Genomic DNA, 17,445 nt, shown 5'->3' on the forward strand with positions numbered 1-17,445 from the left:
TGCGACTGATTCCGATTAGATCACCGTATTTTGAAATGCGGCACCCTATGCCACATCGATTCACAGGAGCCCCCCATGAAAGGCAACCCGGACGTCATCGCCTGCCTGAAGGAACTGCTGCGCGGCGAGCTTGCTGCCCGCGACCAGTACTTCATCCATTCCCGCCGCTACGAGGACCAGGGCCTGTTCGCGCTGTACGAACGCTTGAACCACGAGATGGAAGAGGAAACCCAGCACGCCGACGCGCTGCTGCGCCGCATCCTGTTCCTCGGCGGCGACCCGGACATGCGCCCGCATGCCACCGAGCCGGGCAAGACCGTGGAAGAGATGCTGCAGAAGGATCTCGACACTGAATACGCGGTTCGGAACAATCTCGCCGCCGGCATGAAGCTGTGCGAAGAGAAGGGTGACTACGTGAGCCGCGACATGCTGCTGGCGCAGCTGAAGGACACCGAGGAAGACCACGCCTGGTGGCTGGAGCAGCAGCTGGGCCTGATCAAGCGCATCGGCCTGGAGCTGTACCAGCTGAGCAAGATCGACGGCAACGGCGCTCCGGCGCACTGAGCCGCAGGCGCCGCCGGGCCATGCCCGGTGACCACCCGGTAGAGCCGACCGCTGGTCGGCTGCTCTTCAAAAGACAGCCGACCAGCGGTCGGCTCTACCAGAAGAAGCACAGCGTTCTGTCGCCCGCCAGCACCGGAGCATCGCCAGCCAGCTTTCGCCAGCCAGCCGCTCCACCGCCCGCCAGCCGACAACGAAAAAGCCGGGGAATGCCCCGGCTTTTTCGTGTCTGGTCTCCGGCAAGGCGTGTCAACCAAGGTTGACACCCACCAGGAGCAAGGCCCCAGCCTTTATTCCACCGACAGCCCTTCCACCTTCTGCCAGCCGCGCGGCAGCAGGTGGCCGCGGGTGGCGCGGGCGCCGAGGTAGGCGTCAAGCTCGTTGAACTTCAGGCCCATCGTGCGCTGGCCACTGCGCACCTGCAGGGTCTGCCCCGGGCTGATGGCCACGATGGCGACCACGCGTTCGGTGGCGAGCTTGGCCTTGGGGATCTCGATGATCTTGTTGCCCTTGCCCTTGTCCAGTTCCGGCAGGTCGTTGGCGGCAATCGCCAGCAGGTTGCCGGAGCTGGTCACTGCCACGATGCGGTCGGTGGCGACGTTGGCGACCACCGACGGGGTCAGCACCGACGAACCCGCCGATAGGTTCAGCATCGCCTTGCCGGCCTTGTTGCGGCCGATCAGGTTCTCGAAGCGGGTGACGAAGCCGTAGCCGTGGGTGGAGGCCAGCACGAAGCGGGTGTCCGGCTCGGCGCTGGCCAGGGTCACGAAGCTGGTGCCCGCGGCCGGCGAGAAGCGGCCGGTCAGCGGTTCACCGTTGCCACGCGCGGAGGGCAGGGTGTGCACCGGCGTCGAGTAGGCGCGGCCCTCGCTGTCGAGGAACGCGACCTGCTGCGTACTGCGCGCACGCACCGCGCCCTGCAGGGCGTCACCATCACGGTAGGACAGGGCGGACGCATCGACGTCGTGGCCCTTGGCGGCGCGGATCCAGCCCTTCTCCGACAGCACGACGGTCATCGGCTCGCTCGGCACCAGCTCGGTCTCGTCGATGGCCTGCGCGGCCTGGCGCTGCACCAGCGGCGAACGGCGCGCGTCGCCGAATTTCTTGGCATCGGCGGTCAGTTCGTCGCGGATCAGCTTCTTCAGCTTGGCCTTGCTGTCGAGGATGCCGAGGATCTTCTCGCGCTCCTTGGCCAGCTCGTCCTGCTCGCCACGGATCTTCATCTCCTCCAGGCGGGCCAGCTGCTTCAGCTTGGTTTCCAGGATGTACTCGGCCTGGTCGTCGGACAGGCCGAAGCGCGCGATCAGCGCGGCCTTCGGTTCGTCCTCGGTACGGATGATGTGGATCACCTCGTCCAGGTTGAGGAACGCGACCAGCAGGCCTTCCAACAGGTGCAGGCGGCGCTCGACCTTCTGCAGGCGGTGCTGCAGGCGGCGGGTGACGGTGTTGCTGCGGAAGGTCAGCCATTCGCTGAGCAGCATCTTCAGGTTCTTCACCTGCGGACGGCCGTCCAGCCCGATCACGTTGAGGTTGACGCGGTAGCTGCGTTCCATGTCCGTGGTCGCGAACAGGTGGCCCATCAGCTGCTCGGCGTCGACGCGGTTGGAACGCGGCACCAGCACCACGCGCACCGGGTTGGCGTGGTCGGACTCATCGCGGATGTCTTCCAGCCACGGCAGCTTCTTGGCGCGCATCTGCGCGGCGATCTGCTCGATCACCTTCGACGGCGACACCTGGAACGGCAGCGCGGTGACCACGATGTTGTGTGCTTCCTTGGTGAAGGTCGCACGTGCGCGCACGCTGCCGTTGCCGGTTTCGTAGATGTTCCGCAGATCGTTGGCCGCGGTGATGATCTCGGCGCTGGACGGATAGTCCGGGCCCTGCACGTGCTCGCACAGGTCGCGCACGCTGGCATCGGGGTTGTCCAGCAGGTGCAGCAGTGCGCTGACGATCTCGTTGAGATTGTGCGGCGGCACGTCGGTGGCCATGCCCACGGCGATGCCGGTGGTGCCGTTCAGCAGCAGGTGCGGCAGCCGTGCCGGCATCCAGGTCGGTTCCTGCAGGGTGCCGTCGAAGTTCGGTGCCCAGTCAGTGGTGCCCTGGCCCAGTTCGCCCAGCAGCACTTCGGCAATCGGGGTCAGCTTGGATTCGGTGTAACGCATCGCCGCGAACGACTTCGGGTCGTCGCTGGAGCCGAAGTTGCCCTGGCCCTCGATCAGCGGGTAGCGGTACGAGAACGGCTGCGCCATCAGCACCAGCGCCTCGTAGCACGCGCTGTCGCCATGCGGGTGGTACTTACCGATGACGTCACCGACGGTGCGCGCGGACTTCTTCGGCTTGGACGCGGCATTCAGGCCCAGCTCGCTCATCGAATAGATGATGCGGCGCTGCACCGGCTTCAGGCCGTCGCCGATGAACGGCAGGGCGCGGTCCAGGACCACGTACATCGAGTAGTCGAGGTAGGCGCGTTCGGCGTACTCGCGCAGCGGCAGTTGTTCGAATCCGTGGAACACGGGGCGGGCAAGTTCGGTCATGCGGCGTTGTTACCTGTTGTCGGGAGGCGGCGACGGCGGTCGCCGCTCGCAATCCTGTGATTATCCGGATGCGGCGGGGGATGCCAAGCCGCGCGCAGGGTCCAGCCCGGTTTCCAGGCCGTGTCCGGCCCGTGCCAGGTAGCGCCCCGGTGGCAGCCCGAAGTGGCGGCGGAACACGGTGACGAAGGCGCTGGCGCTGCTGAAGCCCAGCGCGTGGGCGATATCGGCCACGCTGCGGCCGTCGGTCAGCTGGCGCAGGGCTTCGGACAGCCGGGCCTGCTGCCGCCACTGGGCGAAGCTGAGCGTGGTCTCGTCGCGGAAGTGGCGGGTCAGGCTGCGCGGCGACAGTCCGGCCCAGTGCGCCCATTCGGCCAGGCTGCGCTCGTCGGACGGGTCGGCCAGCAGCTGCGAGGCGATCTTCAGCAGGCGCCGGTCATGCGGCATCGGCAGGTGCATGCGCTGGCGCGGCGCGGTACGGATCTCGTCCAGCAGCACCTCGATGATGTGCTGGCGCTCGGGCGTGGTGTCGTAGCCCAGCGGCCATTCGCAGATGCGGTCGGCCAGCGCCTGCGCCAGCTTGGACAGGCCCAGTACGCAGGGATCGGCGGGCAGGGTGGCGCAGGCCGGTGCGGCCAGCGCCATGCCCCAGCCACGCAGCGGGCCGTCGAGGGTGACCGTATGCGGCTCCAGCGGCGGCATCCAGCCGGCCGAGCCCGGCGCCAGTGACCACGTTCCGTGCGAGGTGCGGGTGGTCAACAGGCCGCGTTCGACGCAGATCAGCTGCGCGCGCTGATGGTGGTGCCAGTCCACTTCACGGACCAGGCCCAAGGGGCTGTCGAAGCGGAAGGCGACAACCGGTGGCCCGTCATTGCGCTCGAACCAATCCAGGGCGTCGTCGCGCAGCAACCGCTTGGGAGGGGGGATTTCTGCCTTGTTCATCATATCCGCTGGCTGAAATGTGTCATCCATTGGCTGAATTGTACTACCGGGCCACCTGACCAGATCATTAAGGTAGGCGCCTTCGTTGATCCAGCCCGCTGCTGCAACACAGCATTCGATGCCAGATCGAATATTTCCATTGAGAAATATTTTTTTTGGAAGAGAATGCTCCCCCATGATCTGTCCTGCAACCACTCCCCCCAGCTTCGGCCTGCTGCTGCGCCAGGTGCGCGACGGCCTGGTCCGTCAACTCGACGCATCCATGGCTGAAGAAGACCTGGGTATCGGCTTCACCCATTACATCGGGCTGAAGGTGCTTTCCAACATGGCTCCGTGCACGGCCAACGAGCTGGCCCAGGCCATCGACCAGGTGCCCAGTGCGGTGACCCGCCTGCTGGACAAGCTGGAGTCGCTGGGCTGCGTCCGCCGCGAACCGCATGCCCAGGACCGGCGTGCGCTGCAGATCGTGCTGACCGATGAAGGCCGCGCACTGTGGGCGCGGCTGAAGCTGCGTGGCGACGCGGTGATGGATTACGCCCTGCGTGATCTTTCCGCCGACGAGCGCACGCAGCTGCTGTCCCTCCTCACCCGAATCCGCGATTCCCTGACGACCCCATGAACCCGATCCCGCAATCCACTCTCCGCCGGTCCGGGCGCGCGCTGCTGGTATCAGCGCTGGCCCTGGCCCTGGCCGCCTGCGCCAGCAGTCGTGGCCTCAACCCGCAGGGCCACGTGCTCGACGTGGACAGCCTGCACAGCGAACGCACCCTGGCCGACACCGACCTGAGCGCCACCGGCTTCCCGGCGCAGGACTGGTGGAAGGCACTGGGCGATGCGCAGCTGGACGCGCTGGTCGCCGAGGGCCTGGCTGGCCACCCGAGCCTGGACGCTGCCGATGCGCGCCTGCGCCAGGCGCAGTCGCAGGTCGGTACCGCGCGTGCCGATCGCCTGCCGAGCCTGTCGGTGTCCGGTGGTTACACCGGTCTGCGCCTGCCCGAGTCGATGGCCGGCAGCGAGATGGGTGGCCATTACGCTGGCAGCAGCCAGGTCGCGTTTGATTTCAGCTATGGCGTGGACCTGTGGGGCGGCAAGCGCGCTGCCTGGGAAGCGGCCGTGGACGGCGCCCATGCCGCCACTGTCGAAGCCCAGGCTGCACGCCTGAACCTGTCCACCGGCATCACCCAGGCCTATGCCGACCTGGCGTATGCATGGCAGCTCAATGACGTGGCCGAAGAAGAGCTGGGCCGCTCGCAGAAGTCGCTGGAATTGACCCGCCAACGCCGCAGCGCCGGCATCGACAGTGATCTGCAGGTGCGCCAGGCCGAGGCCCGCGTGCCCGCCGCGCAGCAGCAGGTGCAGGCCGCGCAGCAGCGCATCGATGCGGCCCGCACCGCGCTGGCCGCGCTGGTCGGCAAGGGTCCGGACCGTGGCCTGTCGATCCAGCGCCCGCAGGCGTTGAATCCGATGGCGCTGCAGCTGCCGGGCGTGCTGCCCAGCGAACTGTTGGGTCGTCGCCCGGACATCGTTGCCGCGCGCTGGCGCGTGGAAGCGGCCGACAAGCAGATCAAGGTCGCCAGGACCAAGTTCTACCCGAGCTTCAACCTGACCGCACTGGCTGGCGTCGTCGCACCGAACGTGGGCGATCTGCTGAAAAGCAGTTCGACCTTCGCCTACATCGGACCGGCGCTGAGCCTGCCGATCTTCGAAGGCGGCAAGCTGCGCGCCAACCTGGCCAACACCGATGCGCAGTACGACCTGGCGGTGGCCAACTACAACCAGACCGTGCTCGATGCACTGCGCGACGTGGCCGACCAGGTCAACGCGGTGCGTTCGCTGGCACAGCAGGCGCATTCGCAGCAGCAGGCGGTGGATACCGCACGTTCGGCCTTCGACCTGGCCCAGCAGCGCTACCGCGCCGGCATCGGCAGCTACCTGGACGTGCTGACCGCGCAGTCCACCCTGCTGCAGTCGCAGCAGCAGCTGGCCGGCCTGCAGTCGCAGCAGGTGCAGACCTCGGTGCGCCTGAGCAAGGCGCTGGGCGGTGGTTTCCAGCCCTCTGACGCCGACCGCGCACCGATCGCCTCCCATTCCGATTCCTCGCATTCCTGAAGACTTCCGCCATGAGCCAGACCCAAGACACTGCGGCCCCGGCCGCCCCCAACCGCCGCGGCAACCTGCTGCGCGGCCTGTTCGTGATCGTCGTGCTGCTGCTTGCCGCACTGGCGCTGTGGTACTTCATGTTCGGCCGTTGGTTCGAAGAGACCGACGACGCCTACGTGCAGGGCAACCAGGTGCAGATCACCCCGCTGGTGGCCGGTACCGTAGTCGCCATCAACGCCGATGACGGCATGCGCGTGGAGCGCGGCCAGCTGCTGGTGCAGCTGGATCCGTCCGACACCGCAGTAGCCCTGCAGCAGGCCGAAGCCAACCTGGCCAAGACCGTGCGCCAGACCCGCGGCCTGTACCGCAGCGTGGAAGGTGCGCAGGCGGACTTGAACGCCCGCCAGGTGACCCTGAAGCGCGTGCGCGACGACTTCGCCCGCCGTAAGGATCTGGCCGCCACCGGCGCCATCTCCAACGAAGAACTGGCCCACGCCCGCGATGAGCTGGCCGCTGCCGAAGCGGCCGTGGCCGGTTCGCGCGAGACGGTCGAGCGCAACCGCGCGCTGGTCGACGATACCGTGATCGCCACCCAGCCGGATGTGCAGGCCGCCGCCGCGCAGCTGCGCCAGGCCTTCCTCAACAACGCCCGCGCCGGCATCGTTGCGCCGGTCACCGGCTACGTCGCCCGTCGTTCGGTGCAGGTCGGCCAGCGCGTGCAGCCGGGCAATGCCCTGATGGCGGTGGTGCCGACCGAGCAGATGTGGGTCGAGGCCAACTTCAAGGAAACCCAGCTGCGCCACATGCGCCTGGGCCAGGAAGTGGAGCTGAAGTCGGACCTGTACGCCGGTGACGTGAAGTACAAGGGCCGCGTCCAGAGCCTGGGCCTGGGCACCGGCTCGGCGTTCTCGCTGCTGCCGGCGCAGAATGCCAGCGGCAACTGGATCAAGATCGTTCAGCGCGTGCCGGTACGCATCGCCATCGATGCCAAGCAGCTGGCCGAACACCCGCTGCGCATCGGCCTGTCGATGAAGGCCGAAGTGAGCCTGCGCGACCAGAAGGGCGAAGTGCTGCCGAGCACCCCGGCCAAGGGCACGGTGTTCGACACCGACGTGTATGCCAAGCAGCTGCATGATGCCGACGAGGTGATCCACACGATCATCCAGGGCAACCTGCCGCAGCAGGCGAAGGTGGGCTGAGGTCGCCATGTCCGCACAAGCTCCAGCCGCGCCCGGTGCTCCGGGCGCCCCGGCGGCGCCGGGTGCGGCCTCCGGGTTCCTGCCGCCCAGCGTCGCCCTGTGCACCGTCGGCCTGGCGATGGCGTCGTTCATGCAGGTGCTCGACACCACCATCGCCAACGTCTCGCTGCCGACCATCGCCGGTAACCTCGGCGCCAGTTCGCAGCAGGCGACCTGGGTCATCACCTCGTTCGCGGTCAGCACAGCCATCGCGCTGCCGCTGACCGGCTGGCTCAGCCGCCGCTTCGGCGAACGCAAGCTGTTCGTCTGGGCCACGCTGGCCTTCGTCATCACCTCGCTGCTGTGCGGCCTGGCGCAGAGCATGGGCATGCTGGTGCTGTCGCGTGCGCTGCAGGGTTTCGTGGCCGGCCCGATGTACCCGATCACGCAGTCGTTGCTGGTCTCGATCTATCCACGGGAGAAACGCGGGCAGGCACTGGCGCTGCTGGCGATGATCACGGTGGTGGCGCCGATCTGCGGCCCGATTCTCGGTGGCTGGATCACCGACAACTACAGCTGGGAATGGATCTTCCTGATCAATGTGCCGCTGGGCATCTTCGCTGCGCTCGTTGTGGGCAACCAGCTGAAGGGGCGCCCGGAGCACATCGAGAAGCCGAAGATGGACTACGTCGGCCTGGTCACCCTGGTGATCGGTGTCGGTGCGCTGCAGCTGGTGCTCGACCTGGGCAACGACGAGGACTGGTTCTCGTCGATGAAGATCGTGGTGCTGGCGTGTGTGGCCGTGGTCACGCTGACGGTGTTCCTGATCTGGGAACTGACCGACAAGGATCCGATCGTCGACCTGAAGCTGTTCCGGCATCGGAACTTCCGCGCCGGTACGCTGGCGATGGTGGTGGCCTACGCGGCGTTCTTCAGCGTGGCGTTGTTGATTCCACAGTGGTTGCAGCGTGACATGGGCTACACCGCGATCTGGGCGGGCCTGGCGACAGCGCCGATCGGCATCCTGCCGGTGATCATGACCCCGTTCGTGGGCAAGTATGCATCGCGCTTCGACATGCGCATGCTGGCTACGATTGCGTTCATTGTGTTGTCGATGACCAGCTTCCTGCGTTCGAACTTCAACCTGCAGGTGGACTACAACCATGTGGCGGGCGTGCAGCTGATCATGGGCATCGGCGTCGCGCTGTTCTTCATGCCGGTGCTGCAGATCCTGCTGTCGGACCTGGATGGGCGCGAGATCGCGGCGGGCTCAGGCCTGGCCACCTTCCTGCGTACGCTGGGCGGCAGCTTCGCGGCGTCGCTGACGACGTGGCTGTGGGCGCGGCGCACCCAGGTGCACCACGCCGACCTGACCGAGCACATCTCGGTCTATCAGCCGGGCATGCAGGACCAGGTGACAGCGATGGGGCAGGGCGACCTGCAACATGGCGCAGCGGTACTGAACAACATGATCAACCACCAGGCATCGCAGATGGGCTTCAACGACATCTTCTTCCTGCTGGGCTGGATCTTCCTGGCGATCATCGCGTTCCTGTGGCTGGCCAAACCGCCGTTTGGCGCAGGCGCAGGTGCGGCCGCCGGTGGCGGACACTGAAACTCCCTGGAAACACGTGCTGTATTTTGACCCCGCCGCAAGGCGGGGTTTTTGTTTGTGCACCGCGGGTCGCACAGGCCCTGCCCTTGGGGTCCTGCCGTGGCGCAGGTTCAGCGCGTGCGATAGACGCGCTTGAACTCCACCCGATCGCGGAACAATCGGGAGATGGCCCACATTCCCGCCACAAGTACGGCGCCGCATGTGAGCCAGCCAGCAGTGGCCTGCAATCGGCTGCCGACCAGTGCGCCGCAGATGATGGCGGCAACAAAGACCAGCATTACGGCCTCCTTCGATGCGCCGTAGTGGACCTCGGCCTGGCATCCCACGCATACGCGTACGCCGTGGTTCGAGCCTGTATGGCAGTGAGGGCAGATGATGCTGCGCTGCATGGGTGCGTCCTTTGGGGAAGGGGGAGGGCGCTGGTCAGGTCGTGGCGATACACCTGCAACCGGCTTCTGTAAATCTGCCTTCCACCGAAAAGGAATCGGGTAAATCTCGACTAGGAAAAGTACGAATTGAACGGCTAACGTGAAATCCGCCCCAAAAAGGGGGCCGTTCAAGGCCTGGTAACGACGCGCCGGGAGGAGATATGCAGCAGCAGGCGACTGCCGGGTGGTGCGAGATACGACAGTTCCAGCGGTAGATGCGATGCCAGGTTCGCCAAATCCCGGAAACGAAAAAACCCGCTTTCGCGGGTTTGATCATCTTGAGTCATGGTGCCCAGGAGAGGACTCGAACCTCCACGGTTTTACCCGCTAGTACCTGAAACTAGTGCGTCTACCAATTCCGCCACCTGGGCGACTCAGGAGATGAATTATGGGGAGCGACAGAAGATGTGTCAACAACATTTCACACCTTTTTCTGCGGCTGTACGCCCAGGTGAAGCAGCAGGCTGCGCATCGCCGATGACAACTGCGCCCACTCGGCAAAACAGGCGCACAGGCGGCGCTGTGCCCATGCATCGGCGAGCGGTACGCCGACGGTATGCGTGCTGCGCCGATGCTGGCGGGCGATGGTCCGCGGCACGATGCCGACACCAATGCCGTGGCCGACCATGATGCATACGCCTTCGAAGGTCTTCATGCGGATGCGTACGTCCAGGCGGCGCCCGATGTCGCGCGCCTGGTCCTCGATGTAGGTCTGCAGTGCATTGCCATCGGCCAGTGCGACGAAGGTCTCGCCGGCAACATCGGTGAAGGCCACGCTGCGCTGCGATGCGAAGCGGTGGTCTGCGGGCAGCAGCATCACCAGTGGATCTTCGGCGACCACATGCTGCTGCAGGCCGGCAGCGTCGACCGCATCGCTGATGATGCCGGCCTCGGCCTGGCCAGCGCTGATCGCGCGCACGACTTCGGGGCTGGTGCGCTCCAGCAGCTCCACGTGCAGGCGCGGGCGTTCGGCCAGCCACGGTGCGAGCCGCGAGGGCAGGTAGTTGGTCAGCGCTGCGGTGTTGGCATACAGATGCAGGGTGCCGCGCGCACCGTGCGCGAACGCCTGCAGTTCACCGCGCAGCTGCGCCTGCTGCTGCAGGATCAAACGTGCATGGTGGGCGAGAGCGGCACCGGCTTCGGTCAGGCTGACGCCGCGCGGATGGCGGTTCAGCAGTACGGTGCCGGCATCGGCTTCGATCGTGCGCAGGCGTTCGCTGGCGGAAGCCAGTGCCAGGTTTGCCTGCGCGGCACCGGCCGTGATGCTGCCCGCCTCGGCAATGGCCAGGAACAGGCGCAGGTCGGCGATATCCATCCGCATGTGATGCCCTCATCGCAACGCCTGCGCCTTCGGATCAGCCGAAGGCGAGGCCGGGAAGACCGCATTGTGCGCCGAGCGGCCGGCCGATCCAATGAAGGCATGAATGAATCGATGTACTTCTACGTGCTGCTGGTGGTGGTGTTCGTGCTGGCCGGTGTGGTCAAGGGCGTGACCGGCATGGGCTTGCCGACAGTGGCGATGGGTCTGCTCGGTGGCGTGCTGTCGCCGGTGGCGGCGGCATCGATGCTGTTCATCCCCACCTTCGTCACCAATGCGTGGCAGCTGTTGTCCGGGCCATCGCTGGGCCACATCGTGCGGCGCCTGTGGCCGATGATGCTGGCCGTGGTGGTGGTGACGCTGGGTTCGGCGGCGCTGCTGGTGCGGGTCGATCGCACCTTGTCGCGTGTTGCGCTGGGCGTTGCGCTGGTGGTTTATGCGGCCTATGCCCTGCTTGCGCCGGTGTTCCGCGTGCCGCAGCGGCGCGAGCGATGGCTGGGGCCGCTGGTGGGGGCGTTGTCGGGTGTGGTGACCGGCGCCACCGGCGTGTTCGTGATGCCGGCGGTGCCGTACCTGCAGTCGCTGGGGTTGCAGCGCGAGGAGCTGGTGCAGGCGCTGGGACTGGCGTTCACTGTGTCGACGATTTCGCTGACCACTGGCCTGGTGCTGCACGGCGCATTCGGCATCCAGCAGCTGGGGCTGAGTACGCTGGCGGTGCTGCCGGCATTGCTGGGCATGTGGCTGGGGCAGGTGATCCGGCAGCGCATCAGTGCGCGGGTGTTCCGCGCCTGTTTCCTGGGTTTCCTGCTGCTGCTGGGGCTGGAGCTGGTGCTGCGGCCGCTGTTGTGATGCCGGCTGCCGGTCGCGGCGATGCCGAATCACGGGCATGAAAAAACCCGCTTTCGCGGGTTTTTCTCATTCTCGACGTGGTGCCCAGGAGAGGACTCGAACCTCCACGGTTTTACCCGCTAGTACCTGAAACTAGTGCGTCTACCAATTCCGCCACCTGGGCGTCGAGGAGCGAGATTATGGGGTGTTGTTACGGGGGTGTCAACACTTTTGGTCGTGTTCGGCGTCACTCGCTGTGCCGCCCTGCATTCCGCCCGCCCGCAGCAGGTTCATGCCGGCGACGGCGCCGAGGATCGCCGCGCTGCCCATCCATTGGGCCGGCCCCAGCACATGGCCGAATGCCGCCGCATCGATGGCAATGGCGATGACCGGGTAGAGGAAGGACAGGACGCCAACCAGCAGGGTCGGTAGTTTCTTCAGGGCTGAGTACAACAGCGTCGACATCATGCCAGTATGCACGAAGCCCAGCGTCAGCAGCAGTGCCCATCCATGCGACGGAGCGTCGCCCGGCCAGCGCGCGAAGGGCAGCAGCAACAGGCTGCCCATCAGGAGCTGCACCGTTACGACCACGGGCGTGGGCACGTCCACCAGTCGTTTGCCGATGGCTGCGGCAATGGCGTAGAGGAGGGCGGCCGCCAGCGCCAGCAGAATGCCAGTGAAGTAGTTGGCCGAAGGGGTGGTGCCTGAGGGGGTGGCAACAACGATCATCACCACGCCGCCGAAGGCCAGCAGCAGCCAGCCCCACTGAGCGGGGCGTGGGCGTTCGCCGAAGGCCAGCACGCCAAGGGCCACCAGCAGGAACGGTTGGGTGTGATAGGTGACGGTCACCACGCCGATCGACGCATACGGGTAGGCGGAGAACAGGCAGATCCAGTTGAGGGTCAGGGCTGCACCGCCAGCAAGAATCCAGGGTAGGCAGCGCCGCTTGCGCGCATCCCCTAGCGGCAGGCGCAGTACGACGCAGGCCAGCAGCATGGCCAGTCCGCCCAGCAGGCAGCGCCAGAACACCACGGTCGGCGCGGGCAGTCCGGTTTCCACCACGAACCAACCCACGCTGCCGGATATCACCATCGCTGCCGCCATCTGCAACGCGCCAACGCGGATGGACTGCATGCCACCTCCAGCGGTGTTCGATATGTCGAACGATTGGCCGCTAAGATAGAAGTGATCACTAGTGTTCGTCAAGTCGAACATTCGTTCGATATGGAGTATTCATGTCTTCATCCAAGTTCGCGCCCATTGATGTCCTCGCCCGTGCCCTCAGGCGGGAGCGCGAGCATTTGGGGGTGTCTGTTTCTGAGCTGGCCAAGCGGGCTGGCGTTGCCAAGTCCACGCTTTCCCAGCTGGAGGCTGGTATTGGCAATCCCAGCCTTGAAACGCTGTGGGCGCTGGCCTCGGCGCTGGAGGTTCAGGTATCGCAGCTGATCGCTCCGCCGCAGCAGCCGGTGCAGGTGATACGTGCTGGAGAGGGCGCTCGTTTGGCCTCCGAGCAGGCTGATTACGTCGTGCATCTGCTGGCCGCGTGCCCCGCGGGGGCGCGCCGCGATATCTATCGGGTCGTGGTCGAGCCTGCATCCATCCGTGAATCCGCACCGCATCCGCCGGGAACGGTGGAGCACGTGGTGCTATGCAGTGGCCGCGCGCGCTTGGGGCCAGTGGGGCAGTGCGTCGAACTGGGGGCGGGCGACTACATCAGCTATGCGGCCGATGTCGCGCATGTGCTGGAGGCGATGTCGGAACCGGTCACCGCGGTGATGTTGATCGAGCATCGCTGAACCCGGACGACCGGAACGCTGGTAAGAGAATCCCTGCCGACATCCATGCTGGAGTGGTGGTGCCTGATGGAGCGTGGAAATGACTGAGAAGGCTTCGCCAGGTGACTGGGTCAAGCGCGGGGAGGGTGACGGTGGCATTGAGCGCATCGAGGCGTTCTTCGAAGGCCACGGTTACGCGCCTCATCGACATGACACTTATGCCATCGGATTCACGCTGGCTGGGGTGCAGAGTTTCCAGTATCAGCGCTCACGGCGGCACGGCGTGCCTGGATCGGTGCTCGTGCTGCATCCTGATGAACTGCACGATGGTGAGGCGGGCACGGCCGCCGGATTCCGCTACAGGATGGCCTATGTCTCACCTTGGCAGGTGCAACAGGTGCTTGGCGGTGCGCCGCTTCCCTTCGTGCAGGGGGGGGGGGTATCCAGCGACCCTCGCCTGAGGGCCGCGATTCTGCCTCTACTGGCGCACCTACAGGCCTGCCTGGATCCCATGGAAGAGGCTGACGCGCTCTATGATCTATCGCACAGCCTTGTCGCGGTGGCCGGGCGCCCGCGTGCCATGCGCAGGCCCGATGCGGCCGGGGTGGAGCGGGCCCGCGCTTACCTGATGGACAGGCTCGGACAGCAGGTGACCTTGGATGCGCTGGAGCAGGTCAGCGACATGGATCGCTGGCAGCTGAGTCGTGATTTTCGCGCGCTGCTGGGTACCAGCCCCTATCGGTTCCTGACACTTCGGCGGCTCGACAGGGTGCGCAGGGCCCTGCTGGCCGGGCAATCAATCGCCTCGGCTGCACTCGATACGGGCTTCTTCGATCAGAGCCACATGGCGCGGCAGTTCCTGCTTGCCTACGGGGTCACGCCTGCGCTGTGGCTCAAGCGGATGGGCATGCGCGGCCGGCGCCGTTGATCGTTGCACGATCGTACAAGAACCCCACGGCGGAGTTTTCCATGCTTCCTCTTCCATGTCGCCAAGAGCATCCGCATGTCACACCTTGATCCCTCTCCTCTGCCCCAGCCGGTCTCGCTTGCCCGGAAATTTGCGCTGTTTACCGAACAGTGGGCACCCAAGGTCATCGCCGAGATGAATGACTACCAGTTCAAGATCGTACGCATCGAGGGCGTATTCGTATGGCACGTGCACGCCGACACTGATGAGGCGTTCCTGGTGGTTGAGGGAGAGCTGCGCATCGAATTCCGCGACGGGCACATCCTGCTGCGACGAGGCGAACTGTACGTCGTGCCTAAAGGGGTGGAGCACAGAACCTGTGCCGATCACGAAGTGTGGTTGATGCTGGTCGAGCCGCGAGGCGTGCTCAATACGGGCGATTCGCGCGGCGAGCGCACTGCGCAGAACGATGTCTGGATATGAGGCGGAGGCGCCGGACAACAAAAAACCCCTGATCGCTCAGGGGTTCTTTATCAGTGGTGCCCAGGAGAGGACTCGAACCTCCACGGTTTTACCCGCTAGTACCTGAAACTAGTGCGTCTACCAATTCCGCCACCTGGGCGTTCCAGAGGCGCAATTGTGAAGATGAATCCGCAGGCTGTCAACGACTTCCTGAATATTTTTCATGCAAGGCCTTCAAGACAGCCGCTGACCCGTTCTGCACGCCGTCAGCGGCTACCATGTAGGGCGATGACTACCAAAAAACCAAGCAAGGGCGGGAGCACCTCCCGCAGCCAGGCCCCGAAGAAGGGCGCCAAGGCGGGCACGGCCCGCACCACCAAGCCGGGCAAGCCGTTGCCGGGCTGGTTCCCCGAATTGAATGAAGGCGGCGCACCACCGCGTGGTCGCAAGGTCCGCAGCGCCGATGCCGCCGCTCCGGGCCCGGCCCCGGGCCGCAAGCTGCCGCCGACCGGCAAGGTGATCGACGATCCCTATGCCGCCCGCGAAGCCGAGAAGTACGAACAACCCATCGCCAGCCGCGAGGCCATCCTGGCCCTGCTGGAGCGCTGCGAAGGGCCGCAGACCGCCGAAGAACTGGGCGCGCGCCTGGGCCTGACCGCGCCGGACCGGGCCGAGGCGCTGTCGCGCCGGCTCGGTGCCATGGTCCGCGACGGCCAACTGGTGCAGAACCGTCGCGGCGGTTTCGCCCCGATCCAGACCCTGAACCTGGTCACTGGCGTGGTGATCGCCAACCCGGAAGGGTTCGGTTTCCTGCGCCCGGTCGAGGGCGGTGACGACCTGTTCCTGCCGCCGTATGAAATGCGCAAGGTCATGCACGGCGACAAGGTGCTGGCCCGTGTGACCGGCATCGACCATCGTGGCCGTCGCGAAGGCAGCATCGCCCGCGTGCTCGAGCGCGGCATGACCCGCCTGATCGGCCGCTTCAGCATCGAGATGGGCATCAACTACGTGGTGCCCGACGACAAGCGCGTGCAGCGCAACGTGCAGGTGCCGCCGGACCAGACCGGTGGTGCGCGCGATGGCCAGCTGGTGGTCTGTGAACTGACCCAGGCGCCGGACAGCCGCCGCCCGCCGATCGGCCGCATCATCGCCGTGCTCGGCGACAAGCTGACCGCCTCGCTGGTGGTGGAAACCGCCATCCACGGTCATGAGCTACCGTTCGAGTTCCCGCAGGAAGTGTTGGACGAAGCCGCCTCGGTACCGCTGGTGGTCGAACCGGCGATGATCGGCGACCGCGTCGACCTGCGCAGCACGCCGCTGGTCACCATCGATGGCGAGGATGCCAAGGACTTCGACGACGCGGTCTACTGCGAGCCGAATGCCGAGGGTTTCCGCCTGGTGGTGGCGATCGCCGATGTCTCGAACTACGTGCGCCCCGGCACGCCGCTGGATGAGGAGGCGCAGAAGCGCGCCACCTCGGTGTACTTCCCGGGCTTCGTGGTGCCGATGCTGCCGGAGACGCTGTCCAACGGCATCTGTTCGCTGATGCCGAAGGTCGACCGCATGTGCTTTGTCTGCGACATGCAGATCGACCGCGACGGCCTGGTCACGCGTTCGCGCTTCTACGAGGCGGTGATGAACTCGCACGCGCGCCTGACCTACACCCAGGTGTGGAAGGCGGTGGGCGAGGACGATGCCGATACCAAGGCCTGGATGGGCGACCTGCTGCCGCAGGTGCAGCGCCTGCACCAGCTGTACAAGGTGCTGTCCAAGGCACGTGCCAAGCGCGGCGCCATCGAGTTCGAAAGCAGCGAAGTGCGCTTCGTGCTGGACAACCGCGGTGAAGTCACCCAGGCCGGCATGCTGGTGCGCAATGACGCGCACAAGCTGATCGAGGAATGCATGATCGCGGCCAACGTCGAGGCGGCCAGGTACCTGCTGTCGCGCCATGTGCCGGCCCCGTACCGCATCCACGAGAAGCCGCCGGAAACCAAGTACGCCGACCTGCTGGAATTCCTCAAGGAGTTCAAGCTGAGCCTGCCGCCGTGGTCCAAGGTGCGTCCGGGCGATTACACCAAGCTGCTGAAGAAGATCCGCGACCGTCCTGATGCCACGTTGCTGGAATCGGTGCTGCTGCGCAGCCAGAGCCTGGCGATATACAGCCCGGAGAATCACGGTCACTTCGGCCTGGCGCTGGAGGCGTACGCGCACTTCACCTCGCCGATCCGTCGCTACCCTGACCTGCTGGTGCACCGCGCGATCAAGCACGCGCTGTCCGGCAAGCCGCTGGACAAGTTCACCTACAACGCACGCGAAATGGCTGCGCTGGCGCTGCAGTGCTCCGAGCGTGAGCGCCGTGCCGATGAGGCCGAGCGCGAGGTCGACGAGCGCTACCGCGCCGCGTGGATGGAAAAGCACGTGGGCGGCCAGTTCGATGGCGTGATCAGCGGCGTGACCAGCTTCGGCCTGTTCGTGGAGCTGGACGAGTCGAAGGTGCAGGGCCTGGTCCATGTGACCCAGCTGCCGCAGGACTATTACAAGTTCGACGCGACCCGCAAGACGCTGACCGGCGAGCGCCGTGGCAGCAGCTACCGGCTGGGCGACCGCGTGCGCATCCTGGTGCTGAAGGCCAGCATGGAAGAGCGCAAGATCGACTTCCGCCTGGTCGAGCACAAGGGTGAGGATGAAGGCGATGGCCTGCCGCCGCTGCCCGAGCGTGGCAAGCCGGCCAAGCGGAAGAAAGAGAAATATTGATGACCGTGGTAGTGCCGGCCGCTGGCCGGCATCCATGGCACCCTCG

15 protein-coding genes and 3 tRNA genes are annotated in these 17,445 nt (G+C 65.9%); 10 read left to right on the forward strand and 8 right to left on the reverse strand.

Going from position 1 to position 17,445, the window contains the following annotated elements:
• Positions 1-75 precede the first annotated feature (75 nt).
• Positions 76-564: a bacterioferritin gene (gene bfr / locus ACZK3W_RS07425; protein ID WP_004151115.1), complete on the forward strand. Its 489-nt coding sequence runs from the start codon at positions 76-78 to the stop codon at positions 562-564.
• Positions 565-851: 287 nt separating this feature from the next.
• On the opposite strand, the gene parC is transcribed toward bfr, so the two are convergent.
• Positions 852-3,095 (reverse strand): DNA topoisomerase IV subunit A, encoded by a 2,244-nt coding sequence (gene parC / locus ACZK3W_RS07430; protein WP_182267510.1) that lies wholly within the window; start codon positions 3,093-3,095, stop codon positions 852-854.
• Positions 3,096-3,155: 60 nt separating this feature from the next.
• Positions 3,156-4,037: a helix-turn-helix domain-containing protein gene (locus ACZK3W_RS07435; RefSeq protein WP_049399506.1), complete on the reverse strand. Its 882-nt coding sequence runs from the start codon at positions 4,035-4,037 to the stop codon at positions 3,156-3,158.
• Positions 4,038-4,209: 172 nt separating this feature from the next.
• On the opposite strand from ACZK3W_RS07435, the gene emrR reads away from it, so the two are divergent.
• Genes emrR through emrB form a run of 4 tightly spaced genes read left to right on the forward strand, consistent with a single transcriptional unit; the run spans position 4,210 to position 8,927 of the window.
• Positions 4,210-4,653: a multidrug efflux system transcriptional regulator EmrR gene (emrR, locus tag ACZK3W_RS07440; protein ID WP_032127923.1), complete on the forward strand. Its 444-nt coding sequence runs from the start codon at positions 4,210-4,212 to the stop codon at positions 4,651-4,653.
• A complete protein-coding gene (gene emrC, locus ACZK3W_RS07445; RefSeq protein WP_049463707.1) occupies positions 4,650-6,143 on the forward strand; it encodes a multidrug efflux transporter outer membrane subunit EmrC in 1,494 nt (497 codons plus the stop codon). Before emrR ends, emrC begins: the two co-directional genes overlap by 4 nt.
• An 11-nt stretch (positions 6,144-6,154) precedes the next feature.
• Positions 6,155-7,333: a multidrug efflux MFS transporter periplasmic adaptor subunit EmrA gene (emrA, locus tag ACZK3W_RS07450; protein ID WP_125893864.1), complete on the forward strand. Its 1,179-nt coding sequence runs from the start codon at positions 6,155-6,157 to the stop codon at positions 7,331-7,333.
• A 7-nt stretch (positions 7,334-7,340) separates the two neighbouring features.
• Positions 7,341-8,927: a multidrug efflux MFS transporter permease subunit EmrB gene (gene emrB, locus ACZK3W_RS07455; protein WP_032127920.1), complete on the forward strand. Its 1,587-nt coding sequence runs from the start codon at positions 7,341-7,343 to the stop codon at positions 8,925-8,927.
• 110 nt (positions 8,928-9,037) lie between these two features.
• Here emrB and ACZK3W_RS07460 read toward each other — a convergent pair whose 3' ends face one another.
• The 3 genes from ACZK3W_RS07460 to ACZK3W_RS07470 all read right to left on the reverse strand — a co-directional run bounded on the left by ACZK3W_RS07460 (position 9,038) and on the right by ACZK3W_RS07470 (position 10,676).
• Entirely contained in the window at positions 9,038-9,316 is a 279-nt protein-coding gene (locus tag ACZK3W_RS07460; RefSeq protein WP_285302816.1) for a hypothetical protein, read from the reverse strand.
• Positions 9,317-9,641: 325 nt separating this feature from the next.
• Positions 9,642-9,726, reverse strand: a tRNA-Leu gene (locus ACZK3W_RS07465).
• Positions 9,727-9,776: 50 nt separating this feature from the next.
• On the reverse strand, positions 9,777-10,676 hold the full coding sequence (locus ACZK3W_RS07470; protein WP_285302815.1) for a LysR family transcriptional regulator: 900 nt from the start codon (positions 10,674-10,676) through the stop codon (positions 9,777-9,779).
• A 99-nt stretch (positions 10,677-10,775) separates the two neighbouring features.
• Between ACZK3W_RS07470 and ACZK3W_RS07475 the strand changes: the two genes are divergently transcribed.
• Positions 10,776-11,522: a sulfite exporter TauE/SafE family protein gene (locus tag ACZK3W_RS07475; RefSeq protein WP_285302814.1), complete on the forward strand. Its 747-nt coding sequence runs from the start codon at positions 10,776-10,778 to the stop codon at positions 11,520-11,522.
• 78 nt (positions 11,523-11,600) lie between these two features.
• On the opposite strand, the gene ACZK3W_RS07480 is transcribed toward ACZK3W_RS07475, so the two are convergent.
• Together ACZK3W_RS07480 and ACZK3W_RS07485 are read right to left on the reverse strand one after the other, a co-directional pair.
• Positions 11,601-11,685, reverse strand: a tRNA-Leu gene (locus tag ACZK3W_RS07480).
• 38 nt (positions 11,686-11,723) lie between these two features.
• A complete protein-coding gene (locus tag ACZK3W_RS07485) occupies positions 11,724-12,716 on the reverse strand; it encodes a DMT family transporter (protein WP_458073666.1) in 993 nt (330 codons plus the stop codon).
• Between the two features lie 20 nt (positions 12,717-12,736).
• Between ACZK3W_RS07485 and ACZK3W_RS07490 the strand changes: the two genes are divergently transcribed.
• The 3 genes from ACZK3W_RS07490 to ACZK3W_RS07500 all read left to right on the forward strand — a co-directional run bounded on the left by ACZK3W_RS07490 (position 12,737) and on the right by ACZK3W_RS07500 (position 14,666).
• Positions 12,737-13,297: a helix-turn-helix domain-containing protein gene (locus ACZK3W_RS07490; RefSeq protein WP_132809718.1), complete on the forward strand. Its 561-nt coding sequence runs from the start codon at positions 12,737-12,739 to the stop codon at positions 13,295-13,297.
• Between the two features lie 79 nt (positions 13,298-13,376).
• A complete protein-coding gene (locus tag ACZK3W_RS07495) occupies positions 13,377-14,204 on the forward strand; it encodes an AraC family transcriptional regulator (RefSeq protein WP_478450614.1) in 828 nt (275 codons plus the stop codon).
• Positions 14,205-14,279: 75 nt separating this feature from the next.
• A complete protein-coding gene (locus ACZK3W_RS07500; protein WP_032127914.1) occupies positions 14,280-14,666 on the forward strand; it encodes a cupin domain-containing protein in 387 nt (128 codons plus the stop codon).
• A 54-nt stretch (positions 14,667-14,720) separates the two neighbouring features.
• Here the strand turns inward: ACZK3W_RS07500 and ACZK3W_RS07505 are convergent.
• Positions 14,721-14,805, reverse strand: a tRNA-Leu gene (locus tag ACZK3W_RS07505).
• Between the two features lie 128 nt (positions 14,806-14,933).
• Here ACZK3W_RS07505 and rnr point away from each other — a divergent pair.
• Positions 14,934-17,399: a ribonuclease R gene (gene rnr, locus ACZK3W_RS07510; RefSeq protein WP_478450615.1), complete on the forward strand. Its 2,466-nt coding sequence runs from the start codon at positions 14,934-14,936 to the stop codon at positions 17,397-17,399.
• Positions 17,400-17,445: the final 46 nt, after the last annotated feature.

The organism is Stenotrophomonas sp. 80084_Sma (assembly GCF_056481995.1).